This is a genomic window from Pseudomonas sp. FW305-7, from assembly GCF_058786735.1.
The window spans coordinates 1-18396 of the sequence record NZ_JBYSZA010000034.1 but is presented as its reverse complement, the minus strand read 5'-3'; the positions used below and the strand labels follow the sequence as shown (position 1 = coordinate 18396).

Genomic DNA, 18396 nt, shown 5'->3' with positions numbered 1-18396 from the left:
CCGCATACTTGCGCGCAGTTGGCTATGCTGCTGACAGCATGACGCTGGTTCATTTCCGAGGGATGCTCAATGTTTTACGTGCAACGCGATGCGCAAGGCCAGTTGATTCGCGTGGAAGCTGCGGCATACGCCGAGGCCACGGAAACGCTGCCGGCCGACCACCACGAAATCCAGGCGTGGTACGCCAACGAAGCCGTGGAAAACAGCCTCAAACAGCTCAAGCAGAGCGACTTTGAAATGATTCGGGTACTCGACGACCTGATTCAGGTGCTGACCCAGAAAGGCGTGATCCGCGTCACCGACCTGCCGCCGGCAGCGCAGGCCAAGCTGATGGACCGTACCCAAGCGCGGGAAGCGTTGGGCGGGTTGAGCCAGTTGATTGATGATGAAGAGACCGGGTTGATCTGATGTTCCAGGGCTGATCGTTCCCACGCTCCGCGTGGGAATGCATCAAGGGACGCTCTGCGTTCCGGCCGCACCGCTCAACTACCTTTGTGACGCAGAGCGTCACGGGCTGCATTCCCACGCGGAGCGTGGGAACGATCAGTTCCAGGGCTTGGGCTCACCGAACAACTGCCCCTGAACCCCATACAAGCCCATCTCGCGAATCACCGACAATTCCCCTTCCGTCTCGACCCGCTCGGCAATCAGCGGCAGGTCAATGCTGTGGGCCGCGCGCTGGATCGCTTCGATGAACAGACGCTTGTCGCTCTCCTGATCAATCGCGCGAATGTAGCTGCCGTCGATCTTCAGGTAAGCCAGGCCCAACCGCGCCAGGTTGCCGATCATGCTGAAGCGTCCGCCAAAGCGTTGCAGGCTCAGCGAGAAACCCAGCTCACGCAGACGTCGGGTCAACTGCTCCAGTACCGCTTGCTCCGGCAATTGCTCTTCGCCGATTTCCAGGGTCAGGCGTGGGCCAAGGTTGGAATGCGCGCGCAGGATCTCGAAGACTTTGTTCAGCGCCTGCGAATCGGCCAGGGTCGCCGAGGACAGATTCAGCGCCAGCGAATCCTCATGCGCTTTCATCTGCTCCAGTACACGTTCGAGCATCAGGCGATCCAGGCGTGCGGTCCAGCCGAAACGCTCCAGCCATGGCAGGAAACGCCCGGCCGGAATGGTCTGGCCCTGCTCATCTAGCAAGCGTGACAGCACTTTGTAATGCAGCACCAGTTGCGTGTCCTGCGCGGCCACCACCGGTTGGAAATACAGCTCGAAACGTTGCTGACTCAACGCCTGATCCAGCAGGCGATGCCAGGCATGGTGATCGTCACCGACATCCGCCGTCAGGCTCTGATCGATGCACGCCCAGTTCTGCTCGCCCTGCCCCTCGGCCTGCGCCAGCGCTTGATCGCCAAGGGTCAGCACGGCTTGCGGCGAGTCGCCATGGGCGAACGGCGCGAGGCCGATGGAGGCGACCGCCGGCACATCCGTCGCGCCCGTCGCGTGCAAGCTGCCCAGCGCGCTGTCGAGGTTCTGCGCCAGTTGCAGCGCTTCTTCGCGCACCAGCCCCGGCGCCAGCACGGCGAATTCACCGCCGCGAATCCGGGTGACGAGGTTTTGCGTTTCCGGGTATTTGGCGCATTCGCGCGACAGTTGCTCGCCGACCGCTTTCAATAATTCGTCGGTGCGCTGACCACCGAGACGCTGGTTCAGTCCGGCCAGATCCTTGACCCGCAACAGCAGCAGATAACCAGAACTGGCCTGCTCCGGGTTGCTCACCCGATTGTTCAACTGCATCTCGAAATAGCGCCGGTTAGCCAGACCGGTAAGGTTGTCCTGATAGGACTCGGTGCGCAGTTTTTCACTGCGCTCGGCCTGCTCCTGGAACAGCGCCTTGAGCTTCTCGACCATCTGATTCATCGCTTGCACCACGCGACGCAACTCAGGGGTGCGCGGCAATTCCGGCAGGCTGAGGAATTCGCGCCGGGCGATAGCGTGGGACTGTTTGACCATGTAATCCAGCGGCTTCAATTGCCGGCGCAGCAACAACGCACCGAGCACCGCACTTACCGCGCCGCAGATCAGCAGCCAGCCAAGGCTGCCCAACGCGCTCTGCCACAGTTTGGCCACGGCGAACATCGGATGGCTGACCACCTCGACCCGCGCCGCCTGCTCCCAGCCACGGCTGACCAGCGCGTCGCCACCGGCAGGTTCGAGACCGATCAGTTTGACGAACCAGTCCGGCACATTGCTGACGGCCGGGATGCCGTTGCGCTCGACAATCGTCTGGTCAGTCTTCAGATCGACCACACGGATGCTCGCGTAATAACCGCTGTCGAAGATCGAGCTGACCAGCAACTCCACCATCGCCGGGTCGTCGATATTCGGCGTCAGCGACAACGCCAGCGCCGTGGCGGCGTCCTGGGCGTGGGAGCGCAACTGGTTGACGTACTGGGTGCGCGAGCTCTCCAGACTGACCATGAAGCTGCCGGTGAAGGCGACCACCAGGAACAGACAGATAGCGATCAACAGCTGTTTGAACAAAGACATCTGAGCGCGTGCTCCTAGTTAATCGTTTCGACCGGAAAACCTTCGGCCTGCATTTTCTTCAACACATCCTGCCAACGCGACAGGCGTTTGGTGTCGCCAACCTTTTTGTTGCCCTTGGCCCCCGGCAGATACAGACCCTCAGCATTGAAAGAGTAGACCGGCAGCAAATCGGTTCGCTGGGAGGCTGGCTGGATCGGATCGATCAGGCTGTCGAGCACCAACGGCATCGCATCGGCAGTGGCATAGTACGTCAGCACCATGTGCGCGCGGTTCTGGCGCAGGGCCTTGACGTAGGTGATGCGCAGCTTGTCACTGGAAACCCCGAGATGGCGCAGGCTGAAATATTTGGCGATCGCATAGTCTTCGCAGTCGCCGGCGCCCTTCCACAGCGCTTCGATGGGGGTTTCCCAATAGTCGACCTCGTGCCACAGGTCGATGTCCTCGACGTAGCGCATCTGTTTGTTGAAAAACAGGTTCACCACTTTGAGCTTTTCCATTTCGCTGACTTGTTTCTGCGTGGCCAACAGATTTTGCCAAGCGTCGATCCGCTGCTGGCCGGCGCCCAGCGGTCCATAGAGGGCCGTGGCTTTGCGGCTGATGGCGGAAAAATCCCAATCGGCATGCAGGCCGCCCAGCATGAGGCTGGCCAGCAGCAGTGCGCAGCCTAGCCAGCGCAGAGTCCGGGGGATCGCGAAACGTACCGCCACAGCAGGTTTCCGGGGGGCAGGAAGGAAAGCGTTTGATGGTGAAGCTTAGCCCGCTAAAAAACAATGGCACCATGAGATCATCGCCAGCGCGCTAAACTGTTTTCAGGCACACAACCTTTACACGGTTTGACAACTTGTAGAGCAATCACTAGTGTCCTTTGGATCCAAATTCCGCCGACCTACAGGGTGCGTAGTCGTGACACAGAAGCCCAAACCGCTACAGAGCATCAAAGTCGATGGGCCGATTCCCGCGCACCTGGCCCGCTCGATCATCGAAGAAACCTTGCGTGCTGCCATCCTCGATGGTCGTTTGCCGTGCGGCACCGCCCTGCGCCAGCAGGATCTGGCCGATCTGTTCGGTGTCAGTCGCATGCCCGTGCGCGAAGCCTTGCGCCAGCTCGAAGCGCAGGAACTGCTGAGCGTTACCGCACACAAAGGCGCCGTGGTTGCGCCGTTGATTCAGGGCGACGCCACGGAAACCTACGAATTGCGGATCCTGCTCGAGACCGAAGCCATGCGCCAGTCCATCGCGCTGCTGACGCCAGCCGATCATGCACGCGCCGCCGGCTATATCGAAGAACTCGAGACGCAACACGACTACACGGAAATCGGCCGTCTCAACCGCTTGTTCCACATGGCGCTGTATTGCAAAGCCCCCAACCAGCGCCTGTTGCGCCTGGTCGAAGACGGACTCAACGAGGAAGAACGTTTCCTGCGCTTCAACCTTGAAGCCATGGGCCTGGGCAAACTCTCTCAGGACGATCACCGCGCCATGCTGCAAGCGGTGATCGAGCGCGATATCGATCACGCCGTCGCACTGCTCAAACAACACCTCAATCGCGGTGTCGAGGTTATCACCCGCTATCTCGCAAGCCCCGCCGGACAACAGCGCAAAGCCGCGCGCTGAACCCTACACGCCGGGCCCGGACCAGTGCGTCTGCCCGGCGAATAACCCGCTTACAAATCCCTCCTGCCGACAGCCACGAATCCGCTGGCATATCCCCGTCTTCGCTCTACCCTCCCTGCGCCGATCAGCCCGGAAATTGCACTCCTGCAATGAAAAATCGGTAATAGCCGTGGCGGCCATTTACCCGCACTCTTGAACGGCCAACCCAAAAAAGAACGGGCGACGCACCGCACCGCCGGCGCAGTCCCCGCAACAGGAACCTACGGAAGGAGCCTTGTCACGGGAAAAGGAAAGAATCGGCGTCGTTGCGGGCCAACTTTCATCCCCTCAAAAAACTTCATTCTTTTAATTAAAAAGTTGCTTCGAGTGAGGCATTCACTCTGTTTATTCGATTTTGGCCTTTATTAGCCGAAAGGAGCAACTACGCCCGAATAAAACTTATTCAAATAGTTTTATCGGACACTCTCATATTTGAAAAAACGACAACTTAAAATAATCAAAATTACACTTGTTAAGTTGTTTGGCGATGTATTAGTTTTTCTCCGCCGAGCTTGAACTCCAAGACCCAGGCAAGCACCGGCCAACGGCCAGGGTACCAACGGGCAGTAAAGTGCCTGAGCCGCCCTGCAGTAGCGCCCATACATTTAATGCAACTTCAATGATTTGTATGCGGCCGTCGCTCGCCTGGAAAAAAGAATAACAAGCCGCTGTTCCATTGATTGCGAAGTTGAAATAACACAGCCATTTCATATCAAGGATAAAGGCCCCGTCATGTCTCCAACAAAGCAACAACTCGCCCAGAAGAAAGCCGAACTCAGCGCTCACCCGATATTCGCCGAGATCGATTCAATGACTGTTTTGCGCCGTTTCATGGAAACCCACGTGTTTGCCGTGTGGGATTTCATGTCGCTGACCAAGCGCTTGCAACAGGAACTGACCTGCACCCGCCTGCCTTGGCTGCCGCCGCGTGATCCGCATGCAGCCCGACTGATCAACGAGATTGTTCTCGGCGAGGAATCCGACAACCGCTTGAGCCACGGTCATTACAGCCATTTCGAGTTGTACCTGGACGCGATGCGCGAAGTCGGTGCGAGCACCGCGGCGGCGGAGCGCTTCGTCGCGCTGCAGCAGGAAGGCGTGAGTTATGACGTAGCGCTGCAAAGCGTCGAGGTCGACCCGGCCGCCGCGCAATTTGTCCGCGACACCTTGCGTATTGCCCTGCATGCACCGGGGCACAGCGTTGCCGCCGCGTTTCTGCATGGCCGCGAAAGTGTGATTCCGACCATGTTCCAGCGCATCCTCGACGACTGGGGCATCGGCATCGAACAGGCGCCGACCTTTCGCTATTACCTGGAACGGCACATCGAGGTCGACTCCGAGGATCACGGTCCGGCGGCGGAGCAACTGCTGGAGCGTCTGGTCGATGGCGATCCGCAGCGCGAAGCCGAGGTCTACGCCAGCGCCATCGCCGCCGTGGAAAGCCGCATCGCCTTGTGGGATGGCCTGCGGGTGAGCATGCGCGAGCCATTGGCGGAGGTGGCCCAATGAACGCCGCCGACTATCAATCCTTCGCCGAGGCCTGGGAAGGCCGCGCGACCATCCGTACCCGCCCGCGGCGGATGCTGGAAAACGACGAACGCCTGATCTATCCGCTCAGTCGCCAACCGTTGGTGCTCAGCGACACCTTCCTGCGTGAGTGCCCGCAGCAGCGTGATTTCGCTCTGGTGCAGACGCTGTACAAGTTCATCAATGACGTGGTGATTTTCGAGACTGAAATCGTCGACAAGACCGCACGCAGCATCGCCAAGAACCGCTTCGCCGTGGCGTTCCCTTTCGCTTGCCGTTACGACGCGATGACCGTGGTGGTCGACGAGGACTACCACGCGCTGGTGGCCATGGATTTCATGCAGCAAACGGTGGCCATGACCGGCATCGAGCCAATCGAACTGCCCGGCGAAATCGAGCTGAGCCGGGCCATCCCCGCCGCAATTGCATTGGCACCGGAACACCTGCGCAGCGCCGTCGAGCTGATCTGCGTGGCCATCGCCGAGAACACCGTGACCGGCGATGTCGCGGCGTTCGCCCGGGACGACACGGTCAAGCCGTCGATCAAGGGCCTGATGGCCGACCACTTGCTCGATGAGGGCCGCCATTCGAGCTTCTGGGCGCGGATGGTGCGCATCTATTGGCACACCGCAAGCACAGCGGATCGCGAAGCCATTGCGCAGATCCTGCCGGTGTTCATCGGCCATTACCTGACCAACGACATCCAGAAAGCCTTCGACCTGCGCCTGATCGATGCCCTGCCGGTCAGCGAGGCCACACGCCATTCGCTGAAGGAGGAAATGACCGGACTGGCCTTCCCGATCAATCGCCACCATCCGCTGGTGGGCAACATCGTCAAGTTCTTCCACAGCAGTTCGCTGCTCGACACACCGTGCGTGCAGCACGCCCTGCGCGATTACCTGGTTTGATGAGGAGGCCGACATGAAACGTCTCGACATTTTGCTGAATGGCGTCAGCCAGGCCATGACCGACCTGGCGCATGAACTTGAACAACACGGTCATTCATTGGCGCGTAGCGGCGCCGCGCAACCGACGATGGATTTGATCATCGACGACGGCTTCATCGGCGCCGGCGATTTCTGCGCCATCCCCCACCTGCATCTGCGTTTGGGTGTCGGGGCGCAAAGCCTTGCCGGTCTGCCGTCACTCGACCTGCTGTGCTTCCTGGGTTCGTCACTGATCAGCCGCGTGCCGATTGCCGATGAGCCGTCCGGCAACGGCCAGGCACTGCGGCAAAGAGTGCTGGCGCAAGTGGTGGACGAAGTGTCGTTGCTGGTCAGCCGCTATTCCCGCGACCCGGAATATTTTCAGCAAGCCGCGGCGGTGACTGCGCCGGATTTCGAACGGATGGAAAACCTGCTGTTCCTCGACAGCCTGGCTTACGTCCATCGCCTCAACGACACGACGAATGTGCCACTGCTGCAACAAGCGCAGATTCCACTGATCGAGCGTCTGCAACAGAGCCTGATCCGTCATGCTGATCGTCCAGCGCTGCACCTCGCCGAGCAGTCGATCAGCTATCGCCAGTTGCATGCGCACAGTCGGGCGATTCAACAGCGCTTGCAGCCCCTGCTCGACCAGCATCCGCAACCCTGGGTCGTCGGCATCTGCCTGCCGAAAAGCCCGGCGCTGTTCGCCTCGATTCTGGCGATCCTCGGCAGCGGTGCGGTATATCTGCCGCTGGAACCGAGCCATCCGTTGCAGCGCCAGCAATACATCCTGCAAAACGCCGGCGCGTTGCTGTTGCTGCACGACGGTTCGCATCCGCTCAGCGAGTCGATCCCGGGGCTGGATGTCAGCCGCATCGACAGCCTCGATGCCGACCTTTCGCAACCGTTGATGCGCCAGCGCCCCGAACTCGATGCGCCGTGCATGGCGCTCTACACCTCGGGCACCACCGGGCATCCAAAAGGAGTGCTGCTCAGCCAGACCAACCTTGCGCACTTCACCGCGTGGTACGCCGACTACGTGCAGTTGCACGCTGAGAGTCGGGTGTTGCAGTTCTCTTCGCTGAGCTTCGATTCGTCACTGATCGACATCTTCCCGACCCTGCTCACAGGCGCCGAACTGGTGGTACCCGACGACACGCAGCGGCGCGATCCACTGCAACTGGTGGCGCTGATCCGCCGCCGACAGTTGACCCATGCCTTCTTGCCGCCGGCACTGTTGAGCATCCTGCCGCTGGAGCAACTGCAAGGCGTGCAACAGCTGATGACCGGCGGCGATGTTTGCGAACCGTTCGTCATCGAGCAACTGACCCGACAAGGCAAACTGCACAACCTCTATGGCCCCACGGAAGCCACGGTGCTGATCACCGCCCGACAACTGAAACCCGGCGACAGCAACCGCAGCCTCGGCGCGCCGATCGCCAACAGCCAGGTGCTGATTCTCGATGACGACCTGCAACCGGTGACGCAGCACACCGTCGGCGAATTGTTCATCGTCGGCCCCGGTGTCTGCCTCGGCTATCTGAACAATCCACAGCAGACTGCCGAGCGCTATCTGACGTTGAATCTGCCGGACGGCCAACAGCTGCGCGCCTACCGCAGTGGCGACATGGCCAAGTGGGGCGAGCACGGCATCGAGCTGTGCGGGCGGCGCGACAATCAGGTGAAGATCCGCGGTTTCCGGGTCGAGCCGGAAGAGATCGAACGCTGCCTGCGCGAGAGCCAGCTGTACCGGCAAATCGCCGTGGTGATCGATAGTCAGCGACGGATTCTGGCGTTCCTCGCCCGGCCGCAATCGGACGCTGCCCGCGATGCGCTGAAAGCCCACGCCCAGCAATTTTTGCCGGACTACATGCAGCCGGTAGCGTGGACTGAATTGCCGCACCTGCCATTCGCCAGCAACGGCAAAGTCGACCGAAAAGCGCTGCTGGCATTGCCGGTAAGCGTGCAGGACAGCGGGCCGAAATGCCTGCCGGCAAACGAGGACGAAGCGCTGCTGCTGCAGATCTGGGCCGAGTTGCTGGAGCTGCCGACCAGCGACATTTCCACCGACGAAAGTTTCTTCAATCTCGGTGGTCACTCGATTCTGCTGTCGCGGATGTTGCTGCGCCTGCGTGAAGAGTTCGGCCGCAGTATCTCGATCAATCGCTTCATCGAACTGCCGACCATCATCAAACTCGCGACCCTGGTGCGCGGTACCGATGACAGCGCCGTGCTCAGCGCCCAGGCCATGGCCGACGCCGAACGCACGCTGGATATCGAGCCGCTGCCGATCAGTCGCATGGGCGATGTGCACAAGGTGATTGTCACGGGTGCCAACAGCTTTGTCGGCGTGCACATCGTCGAGGCGCTGCTCGGTTGGGGCGCCAGCGAAGTGGCGTGTCTGGTGCGCGACGGTGGTGGGCAAACGGCGGCGCAACGCTTCGCCCAGGCGTTGCGCGAGAACCGCCTCGAACATCTGGACCTGAGTCGGGTGCGGGTTTACGCGGCTGACATCTGCCGCCCGCAACTGGGGCTGACTGACGGCGATTATCAGCGGCTGGATCGCGAGTTCGGCGCACTGGTGCACAACGCCGCCAACGTCAATCACGTCCTCGATTACGAGTCGTTGGCAGCGGACAACGTCGAGCCGATTTTCGAACTGCTGCGCCTGTGCGAAGGGCGCAGCAAAAAGGTCTTCAATTTCGTCTCGACGCTGTCGGCTTCAAGCACCGTTGACGCCGAGGGTCGCGTGCTGGAATTGCCCGCTGCAACGACGCCACCGATCTACATTCGAAACGGCTACAACCTGTCGAAATGGGTGGGCGAGCGCATCCTTGAACGGGCGCGCGAACGCGGTGTGCGCGTCAACCTGTATCGCCCCGGCAACATCAGCTTCAACAGCCTCAGTGGCGTCTGCCAGCCGCACAAAAACCGTTTGATGCTGATGCTCAAAGGCTCGATCCAGCTCGGTCAGGTGCCGGCCTTCGCGTTGAATTTCGACCTGATGCCGGTGGACTTTCTCGCCCGTTTCATCGCTTTCCATGCCAGCCGTTATTCGCCCGAGCGGGCGGTGTTCAACCTACACAACCCCGAGCCCTTGAGCTGGGACGCCTATGTCGCCTCGTTCCGCGAAACCGGCAGCGAATTCTCGCTGGTCAGCGTCGCCGACTGGCAGCAACAGCTCGGGCGAGTCGATGCCGACAACGCGCTGTTCGGCGTGCTCGGTTTCTACCTCAACGGCTTCGAGGAAGACATCGGCGACATCTCCCTCATCGGTCACGCCAATGCGCAAGCCGGCGTGCAGCAGATGGGCGCGCACTACCCGCAGAAATCCCCGGCGCTGCTGCGTCGCGGCTGCGATTACCTGAAAGAAATCAACTTCATCTAGTTCATCCAAAAGGAGCAACACCATGAGCACTCTGCAACCGGACACCCTGATCAAAAACCCTCACGGCTGCCACGTGGTTTCTTCGGTAGACGTGCCGGCGGAGGCGGCGCAGGTCTGGGCGGTGGTCGGCAACTTCGGCGGCTTCGACCAGTTCATTCCGGCGCTGTCGCACATCGAAATCACCGGCGAGGGCGTGTCCTCGCTACGCAAGAAATTTTTCAAGGATGGCAACGTGGTGGTCGAGCAACTCAACTCCCGCGACGAGCAGGCGCGGAGCATGACCTGGACAACGATCTACAACACCTTGGGCGTGGCCAATCTGTGGGCGGCGATGAATGTCGAATCGCTGGGGGCGGGGAAGTCGCGGGCGACCTGGACGATTATTGCCGAACCGGCTTCTGGCGGCGAGGAGGCGCTGCCGGGGTTCAAGGACTTCGTGCAGGAGTTTGCCGATGATGCGATGGGGAATGTTTTAAAGCTGTTTGTTTAAAGCTTTAGTTCAGCGGTGATTGCACCACCGCTATCGCTGGCAAGCCAGCTCCCACAGGTTCCAGGTCGGTCACGCATGCTGTGTTCGCCAGAAATCCTGTGGGAGCGGGCTTGCCCGCGATGAACGATAACGCGGTCAGATCTTGAAGCTGTCGACCAACTGCTTCAGGCGATTGGCCTGCTGCGACAACGCATCACAATCCTTCAACGTCTCGTTGAGGTTGGCCACGCTCTGCTGGTTCAACAAGTTGATCTGGTTGACGTCGACGTTGAGGGTTTCCACCACCGCCGTCTGCTCTTCCGTTGCGGCAGCGACCGACTGGTTCATGCCGTCGATTTCGCCAATGCGCTGGGTCACGCTGACCAGACGCAAACCGGCCTGGTTGGCCACTTCAACGCTCTGCTCGCTGGACGCCTGGCTAGCGTTCATGGTGCTGACCGCTTCACGCGAACCGACCTGCAACGAAGTGATCATCTTGTGGATCTCTTCCGCCGATTCCTGGGTGCGGTGAGCAAGGTTACGCACCTCGTCCGCCACCACCGCAAAACCACGACCCGCTTCACCGGCACGCGCCGCTTCGATGGCCGCGTTGAGCGCCAACAGGTTGGTTTGCTGCGAGATGCCTTTGATCACATCGAGGATGTGGCCGATGTTGTCGGTGCTGGCATTCAGGGTTTCGATCTGGGTGCACGACAGGCTGATCTTCTGCGACAGCTCGGTCATCGCCAGAATGGTTTGCTCAACCACCTGACGGCCGTCATCGGCTTGCTCGCTGGCGCCACTGGCGTGTTGCGATGCGTCGGCGGCGTTGCGGGCGATTTCCTGCGTGGCGGCGCCCAGTTCATTGATCGCGGCGGCGACGCTGTTGGTGCGCGCACTTTGCTCGTCGGAGCCGACGATGGAGGCGTTGGACGAGGCCATCACGCGTTGCGACAGGTCATGGACCTGACGGGTTGCCGACGACACTTCGGAAATCGACGCATGAATCCGTTCTACGAACTGGTTGAACGAGCTGCCCAGTTCACCGAATTCGTCTTTGCTTTCCACGACCAGACGACGAGTCAGATCGCCTTCGCCCTGAGCGATGTCCTGCATCGCGCGGCCCATGGTGATCAGGGGACGCATCAACACAGTGATCAACAGACTCAGGAACACGGCAATGGCGCCTACCGCCACGAACATCGCGATCAGCGCCGAGGTACGGAACTGGCTCAGTGCGGCGTAGGCTTTATCGCGATCAATCGACAGACCGATGTACCACTCGGCATTCGGCAGACCGGTGACCGGGGTGAACGACAGGATGCGCTCCTGACCGTTGAGCACCACGTTCTGATTGCCCTTCTCGATGCGCACGTTGGCGTTCGGATAGATGTCCTTCAGGTTCTTCATCACCTGATCTTTGTCCGGGCTGACGATCACCTGACCGTCGCCGCTGACCAGGAATGCATGGCCGAGGCCACCGAAGTCCACCGAGTTGATGATCTTCACCAGGGTTTCCAGGCTCAGGTCACCGCCGACCACACCGAGCAGTTCGCCGTTCTTTTTCACCGGCATGGCGATGGTCACCACCAAACCACCGACGGCGGCCATGTAAGGCGGCGTCAGCATGGTTTTGTCGGCGGCGACCGCTTGCTTGTACCAAGGACGCTGACGCGGGTCGTAACCGTCCGGCATCTTCGCATCAGGGCGCTGGGTGAATACACCGTTGGCCTGGCCGACGTAGGTGAACTGGAAGTTCGAAGTGAAGGCCGGTTGATCAACCAGTCCCGGGAAATCGGCGTCCTTACCCTGGTGGGCAACGTTCTGCGCGAGATTTTCCAGCACCAGAATCCGCCCGCTCATCCAGTTCTGCACGCTGCTGGCGGTCAGGTCGCCGGCCTGCTGTACAGACGACTGCAGATTCTGGCGGATGGTATTTCGCTGCAGATAGTCGTTGTAGAGGGTGAACAAAGCGAAAGCCAGGACCACGACGCCCGAGGCGGCCAACAGGATTTTATGGCTGAACTTGAGATTCATTTCATGGGACTTCTTATGCAAAAGTGGGGATGCGTTCGGGGATGCAACATTCCATGTAGCTCCAAATGTCCAATAGCTGGCAGGCAGCGTTCTGATGGCCGCTCTACTTTGGTGCACGCATGTCTCACCAGTCTGTCGGCACCATTCGCAGAAATCTTAGGGTTGTGAAGGAAATCGATGGCATTTATGGCAGATTCCCGCCGAACGGCGTGCTAGAGCGCCCGCCGAGAAGTTTTTTATGAGCGATGTTTGAGCAGCAGTTGCAAATTCTGTAACCCTTGATGACAATGCGACTAATTATCATTTGTGACGTTCGGGCTGTCGCGTTCATGTCCTCACCTGAGTTTGCAGTACAGGCGCTCTACAGTAGTCATCACGGCTGGCTCAACGCTTGGTTGCGCGCTCGGTTGGGCAACGCCGCCGATGCGGCAGATCTGGCGCAGGACACGTTCGTGCGCCTGCTGCAACGTACCGAACGCCTCGAACTCAAGGCACCCCGCGCCTTCCTGCGTACCATCGCTCGGGGTCTGGTAATCGACCATTGGCGCCGTGAAGAAATCGAACGCGCCTATCTGGAAACCATCGCCCATCTGCCTGAAGCCGAAACGCCGAGTGCCGAAGCCCGGGCGCTGGTCATCGAATTGCTGGAGAACATCGCGCGCATGCTTGAAGGACTGAAGCCGAAAGTGCGTCAGGCATTTCTGCTGGCGCAGTGCGAAGGATTGACCCATAAGCAGATCGCCGAGCACATGGGCTTGTCTCTGCGTTCGGTGGAGCGCTACGTCGCCGATGCGCTGTATCACTGCTATGTGTTGCGGTACGAAAGCTGATGCCTTCGGATAATTTCTCCCTCGGGCGCCGTGCCGAGCCGCAACCGCAAGTGGTCAAACAGGCCATTCACTGGCTGCTGCGCCTGCGCAACAACCACGGCAACTCGCAGTTGAACCGTCAGTGCGAACAGTGGCGTGCCGAACATCATGAGCATGAATTGGCGTGGCAACGGGTGCAGTCGCTGCAAGCCGAGCTGAGCAACAACCTGCGCACAGTGCCCGGCGCACAAGTGGCGTTCAATACGCTGGAAAACAGTGCGCAGGGGTTGGGTCGCCGACAGGCCTTGAAGCTGTTGTCGGGGGCGCTGTTGATGGGCTCGGCGGCATGGCTGGCCAAGGACACCGCCGCATGGCAGCAGTGGAGCGCCGATTACGCTACAGCGACCGGCGAGCGGCGCGGCTTCCAGTTACCGGACGGTACGCGGATCGAACTCAACACCGCCAGTGCGGTAGATCTGGACTACACGGAGCAGCAAAGGCTTATAAAACTGACGCGTGGCGAAATCATCGTCACCTGTGGCGGTTCGGACCAAGGCGCATCGGTCGAGCGACCGTTGCGCGTACAAAGTCGCCATGGTGTTTATGAACCGCAGGGTGCGCGGTTCATCCTGCGGCAGGACAGTGATTGCACGCGACTGAGCGTCACCAGTGGGCGCGTCGCCATTCACGCCGCTGGCAGCTCGATCGAAGCACTGGCCGGGCAGAGTTATCTGATTGATCACCTTCAAGTGCGCCCGGCACCGGCGGTGGATATGGATGTCGCCGCCTGGGTCGATGGCTTGATCGTCACGCACAATATGCGTCTGGGGGATTTCCTGAGCGAGGTCGGTCGCTATCGTCAGGGCTTTCTCAACTGCGCGTCGGACGCGGCCGATTTGCGCTTGTCCGGTGTGTTCCGCCTGGAAGACACCGACAAGCTGCTGGCCATCCTGCCGCAGACCCTGCCGGTGCAATTGCGCTACCGCACTCGCTGGTGGGTAACCCTGGAACGTGTAGCCTGAAATTATTTTGGCGGGTTTTCGCAGCAAGTCCGGCTTAGTCAGTAAGCACTTCAACTCAGCCTTCGCGACTTCCTACGGAAACCCACAATGACTGTCCGCGCTACCTGTAAGAACCCTCTGTATTTCACTGCCGAATCGGGCCTGTTGCGCCATGCCGTTCGGGCTGCGCTGATTTCCACCGCATTGGGTGTTGGGATACTGCCGAGCGTTAGCCTGGCAGTGGGTATCAGTGCCGAAGAAGTCAGCCATCGCTACAACGTCGCCTCCGGACCTTTGGGTGAAGCGTTGAATCAGTTTGCGCGTCAGGCCGGCATCACCTTGGCGATGACGCCACAGCAGACCCAGGGTCGCCAATCTCCGGGCGTACAGGGTGAGTATTCCACCGATCAGGCACTGAGCCATTTGCTCGGCGGTTCGGGTCTGGAAGCGGTCAGCCAGGATGGCAGCAGTTATGTACTGCGTCCGGTAGCCGAAACCGAAGCACTGGCCCTGCCGACCACGGACATCAAAGGCTTCGCCCTCGGCAACGCGCTGGGCAGCATGGACGGCTACAACGCGACCCACAGCCAGATCGCCACCAAAACCAGCACGGCGCTGCTGGAAACCTCGCAAAGCGTGTCCGTGGTCACTCGTGAGCAAATGGACGACCAGGGCTCGCAAACCGTCTCGCAAGCGATGCGCTACACACCGGGCGTGCTCACCAACCCGTACGGCGCCACGCACCGCTATGACTACGTGGCGATGCGCGGTTTCAACGACGGCTCGGTGGATAACATCTACCTCGATGGCCTCAAGTCGATGGGCGACAGCGGCACCTACAGCACCATGCAGGTGGATCCGTATTTTCTTGAGCGCGTGGACATTCTCAAAGGTCCGTCGTCGGTGCTGTATGGACGCAGTTCGCCGGGCGGTCTGGTGGCACTGACCAGCAAAAAACCGCTGTATGAGGCCTACCATCAGGTTCAAGCCACGATCGGCACTCAGGGCCAGCGCGGGGTCGGTTTCGACTTCAGCGGTCCGGTCGATGACGACAAGCGCATCGCCTATCGTCTGACCGGTTTGACCGATCAGTCCGACACGCAATTCGACCACAACAAGGAAAAACGCTTCGCCCTCGCACCGACCCTCAGCATTGATTTCAGCGAGGACACTTCGCTGACACTACAGGCGTATCTGCAACATGACCCGGATGGCGGCTACCACGGTGGCGTACCGGCTGACGGCACGATCCATCAGCACAATGGCCAGCGGATCTCTCCAAACTTCTTCGAAGGCGAGCCGGGAATCGATGGCTACTCGCGCGATCAGCAGTCGTTCGGTTATCAGTTCGAACACCGCTTCAACGATGTCTTCACCGCACGCCAGAATTTCCGTTACCTCGACTCGAAAGTAAACATGGATCAGGTCTACGCCTATGGCTGGACCACGCCGACCAGCAACGAGCTGAACCGCTACTACACAGGTGGTGACGAGCGCTTGCATGCGTTTATCGTCGACAACATGCTCCAGGCCGAATTCTTCACCGGCGCGACCAAGCACACGGTACTGATGGGTGCGGATTATCAGCGACGCAAGACCGTGGTCGACTGGGCCAGCGGCGGCCTCGCGCCGATCAACGCGTTTAACCCGGTTTATGGCAACTCGGCGATCGACATGTACGGTGAGACCAGCTACCTGCGTCGCCTGGAGCAGACCGGCGTTTACCTGCAAGACCTGATCGAGATGGACAAGTGGCGCTTCTCGCTGGGTCTGCGTCAGGACTGGGTCGAGACCTCTGACGAAAATCGCATCGCCGAAGCCGGGCGTTCGCTGGGCACCGAAATCAACGACCGACGCACCAAGCTGACAGGGCGTGCGGGCGCGCTGTATCTGTTCGATAACGGCCTGGCGCCGTATATCAGCTACTCCGAGTCGTTCAACCCCAATTCCTATGCTGACAGCGCGGGCAACCCGCTGGCTCCAACCGATGGCACCCAATGGGAAGTCGGCCTGAAGTATCAGCCACCAGGCACCGATAACCTGTTCACTGCGTCGCTGTTCCGCATCGATCAGGAAAACCTGGCGACCAAACTGCCGCAGGAAAACTTCTATCGCGCTGTAGGCGCTGTTCGCTCTCAGGGGCTGGAACTGGAAGCGCACATGCAGTTGACCGATAACCTGAAGTTACTCGGCAGCTATACCTTCACCGATATCGAATACTCGAAGTCGATGGTCAGCACCCTGAGCACGGCGACCGACGTGATCGAGAACAAAGGCAATTCGCCGACCCAAGCGCCGCGTCATATGGCCTCATTGTGGGCCGACTACAAGTTCGACAGCGCAGCACTGGATGGCCTTCGTTTAGGCGGCGGTGTGCGTTATGTCGGCTATAGCTGGGCAGATGCCGAAAACACCTTGAAGGTGCCGTCCTACACCTTATTCGACGCATCGATCGGCTATGACTTGGGCAAAGTCGGCTTGAAGGGCGTTGACGTACGTCTCAACGCAAACAATCTGACAAACGAGTCCTACGTGGCTTCCTGCGCCAGTCTGAACTTCTGTTACATGGGTGAAGAGCGCAACGTCACCGCGACCGTCAGCTACCAGTTCTAAACCATTGCCTTGTGCATAAAAAAGCCAGCCCCTGACCTTCAGGGGCTGGCTTTGTCGTCTCTGTGGGGAAATTTTTCGTGCGCGCATTTCTGGTTTTGTTGCATCGCTATATCGGATTGGCCACAGCAGTGTTTCTGCTGCTGGCCGGGATCACGGGAAGCATTCTGGCGTTCAATCATGAGCTGGATGAGTGGTTGAACCCGCAGTTTTATGCGGCGTCTGCCGAGGGTGAGCGACTGGCACCGGGGGCGCTGGTGGATGCGGTGCAAACGGCTCATCCGAAACTGCAGGTCTGGTACATGGAGTACCCGCATGAGGTCGGGCATACGGCGTTGCTGGCAGCAGTTCCACGCAATGATCCGGCGACCGGCAAGCCGTTCGATGAGCGTAATCAGGTGTTCTATCTGGACCCGGTCAGTGCCGAGCAGAAGGGGCAGCGTTACTGGGGAGAGTGTTGCTTTGCGCGAGAGAACTTTGTCCCGTTCATTCTCGAATTCCACTACAACCTGACGTTGCCGGGTAACTGGGGATTGCTGTTGATGGGGCTGGTCGCCATTGCCTGGGTGATCGATTGTTTTGTGGCGCTGTGGCTGACATTGCCGCGTGGAAAGCCGTTCTGGAAGAAGTGGTCGACCGCCTGGAAGGTGAAAGGCGGGCATGCCTATCGTCTCAACTTCGATCTGCACCGAGCCGGGGGACTATGGCTATGGCTGTTGTTGCTGCCGATCGCGATCAGCAGCGTGGCCATGAACTTGCCGAGTCAGGTGTTCAAGCCCGCAGTGTCGTTGTTTTCAGCAGTTGAACCGAGCGTCTATGAAGCTCGAGGACGAATGCCTCCCTCGGAATTGGGAGTGACTCAACTGAGTTATCAACAGGCTTACGACAGGGCATTGCAGGAGGGGAAAAGGTTGGGGCTGACAGCGGCGATCGGGGAGTTGTATTACAGCTTTGAGTACAACTTTTACGGTGCAGGGTTCGGACAACATGACACCGAGGCCCATGGCAAATCCTGGTTGTTCTTCCATGGTACGGACGGGCGATTATTAGGGCAGGAAATCGCGGGACAGGGAACGTTGGGAGAGCGGTTCTATCGGTTGCAGCTGCCGATACATGGGGGACGGATCATTGGTTTCACTGGGCAAGTAATGATCGCGGTATTAGGTATCTTGATTGCGACATTGTCAGTGACGGGCGTCTACATCTGGTGGCGCAAGTGGCAAGCGCGGCGTATCAGCAAGGCACGTAAAGCCGTTTGATCGTTTGATCGTTTGATTTGATAGGCCCTGAAACGAGAAAACCCCTGTCTGGATTAGCAGACAGGGGTCTCGGAATTCAATCTTGACGATGACCTACTCTCACATGGGGAAACCCCACACTACCATCGGCGATGCATCGTTTCACTTCTGAGTTCGGGATGGGATCAGGTGGTTCCAACGCTCTATGGTCGTCAAGAAATTCGGGTACTGAGTCGTGACCAGAT

13 protein-coding genes, 1 rRNA gene and 1 pseudogene are annotated in these 18396 nt (G+C 59.6%); 10 read left to right on the top strand and 5 right to left on the bottom strand.

The features are described 5' to 3' along the window. Positions 1-69: 69 nt before the first annotated feature. Positions 70-408, top strand: a complete 339-nt coding sequence (locus AC3WMT_RS27305; protein WP_103306853.1) for a tryptophan synthase subunit beta — start codon at positions 70-72, stop codon at positions 406-408. A 135-nt stretch (positions 409-543) separates the two neighbouring features. On the opposite strand, the gene lapD is transcribed toward AC3WMT_RS27305, so the two are convergent. After that, entirely contained in the window at positions 544-2490 is a 1947-nt protein-coding gene (gene lapD / locus AC3WMT_RS27300; RefSeq protein WP_103306852.1) for a cyclic di-GMP receptor LapD, read from the bottom strand. 14 nt (positions 2491-2504) lie between these two features. Beyond that, on the bottom strand, positions 2505-3197 hold the full coding sequence (gene lapG / locus AC3WMT_RS27295) for a cysteine protease LapG (RefSeq protein ID WP_103306851.1): 693 nt from the start codon (positions 3195-3197) through the stop codon (positions 2505-2507). Between the two features lie 196 nt (positions 3198-3393). On the opposite strand from lapG, the gene AC3WMT_RS27290 reads away from it, so the two are divergent. The 5 genes from AC3WMT_RS27290 (at position 3394) to AC3WMT_RS27270 (ending at position 10477) form a co-directional block, all read left to right on the top strand. Continuing rightward, complete coding sequence (locus AC3WMT_RS27290) at positions 3394-4104, top strand: GntR family transcriptional regulator (RefSeq protein ID WP_103306850.1); 711 nt, start codon at positions 3394-3396, stop codon at positions 4102-4104. Positions 4105-4875: 771 nt separating this feature from the next. Beyond that, on the top strand, positions 4876-5652 hold the full coding sequence (locus AC3WMT_RS27285; RefSeq protein WP_103306849.1) for a DUF3050 domain-containing protein: 777 nt from the start codon (positions 4876-4878) through the stop codon (positions 5650-5652). Further along, complete coding sequence (locus AC3WMT_RS27280) at positions 5649-6578, top strand: diiron oxygenase (protein WP_103306848.1); 930 nt, start codon at positions 5649-5651, stop codon at positions 6576-6578. Before AC3WMT_RS27285 ends, AC3WMT_RS27280 begins: the two co-directional genes overlap by 4 nt. Before the next feature lie 13 nt (positions 6579-6591). After that, on the top strand, positions 6592-9987 hold the full coding sequence (locus AC3WMT_RS27275; RefSeq protein WP_103306847.1) for a non-ribosomal peptide synthetase: 3396 nt from the start codon (positions 6592-6594) through the stop codon (positions 9985-9987). A gap of 22 nt (positions 9988-10009) precedes the next feature. Then, on the top strand, positions 10010-10477 hold the full coding sequence (locus AC3WMT_RS27270) for an SRPBCC family protein (RefSeq protein ID WP_103306846.1): 468 nt from the start codon (positions 10010-10012) through the stop codon (positions 10475-10477). A 135-nt stretch (positions 10478-10612) separates the two neighbouring features. On the opposite strand, the gene AC3WMT_RS27265 is transcribed toward AC3WMT_RS27270, so the two are convergent. Both AC3WMT_RS27265 and AC3WMT_RS27260 read right to left on the bottom strand, forming a co-directional pair. Next, entirely contained in the window at positions 10613-11398 is a 786-nt protein-coding gene (locus AC3WMT_RS27265) for a methyl-accepting chemotaxis protein (RefSeq protein ID WP_371857642.1), read from the bottom strand. A gap of 69 nt (positions 11399-11467) precedes the next feature. Beyond that, positions 11468-12493 (bottom strand): annotated as a pseudogene (locus tag AC3WMT_RS27260) (HAMP domain-containing protein); the annotation flags it as partial. A gap of 329 nt (positions 12494-12822) precedes the next feature. Here AC3WMT_RS27260 and AC3WMT_RS27255 point away from each other — a divergent pair. The 4 genes from AC3WMT_RS27255 to AC3WMT_RS27240 all read left to right on the top strand — a co-directional run bounded on the left by AC3WMT_RS27255 (position 12823) and on the right by AC3WMT_RS27240 (position 18172). Next, a complete protein-coding gene (locus AC3WMT_RS27255) occupies positions 12823-13323 on the top strand; it encodes a sigma-70 family RNA polymerase sigma factor (protein ID WP_103306844.1) in 501 nt (166 codons plus the stop codon). Continuing rightward, a complete protein-coding gene (locus tag AC3WMT_RS27250) occupies positions 13323-14324 on the top strand; it encodes a FecR domain-containing protein (RefSeq protein WP_103306843.1) in 1002 nt (333 codons plus the stop codon). The genes AC3WMT_RS27255 and AC3WMT_RS27250 overlap by 1 nt, the downstream gene beginning before the upstream one ends. Positions 14325-14411: 87 nt before the next feature. Beyond that, on the top strand, positions 14412-16916 hold the full coding sequence (locus AC3WMT_RS27245; protein WP_103306842.1) for a TonB-dependent siderophore receptor: 2505 nt from the start codon (positions 14412-14414) through the stop codon (positions 16914-16916). Positions 16917-16993: 77 nt separating this feature from the next. After that, positions 16994-18172 (top strand): PepSY-associated TM helix domain-containing protein, encoded by a 1179-nt coding sequence (locus tag AC3WMT_RS27240; RefSeq protein ID WP_103306841.1) that lies wholly within the window; start codon positions 16994-16996, stop codon positions 18170-18172. An 80-nt stretch (positions 18173-18252) separates the two neighbouring features. Here AC3WMT_RS27240 and rrf read toward each other — a convergent pair. After that, positions 18253-18368: ribosomal RNA gene (gene rrf, locus AC3WMT_RS27235) — 5S ribosomal RNA — on the bottom strand. Between the last annotated feature and the right edge of the window lie 28 nt (positions 18369-18396).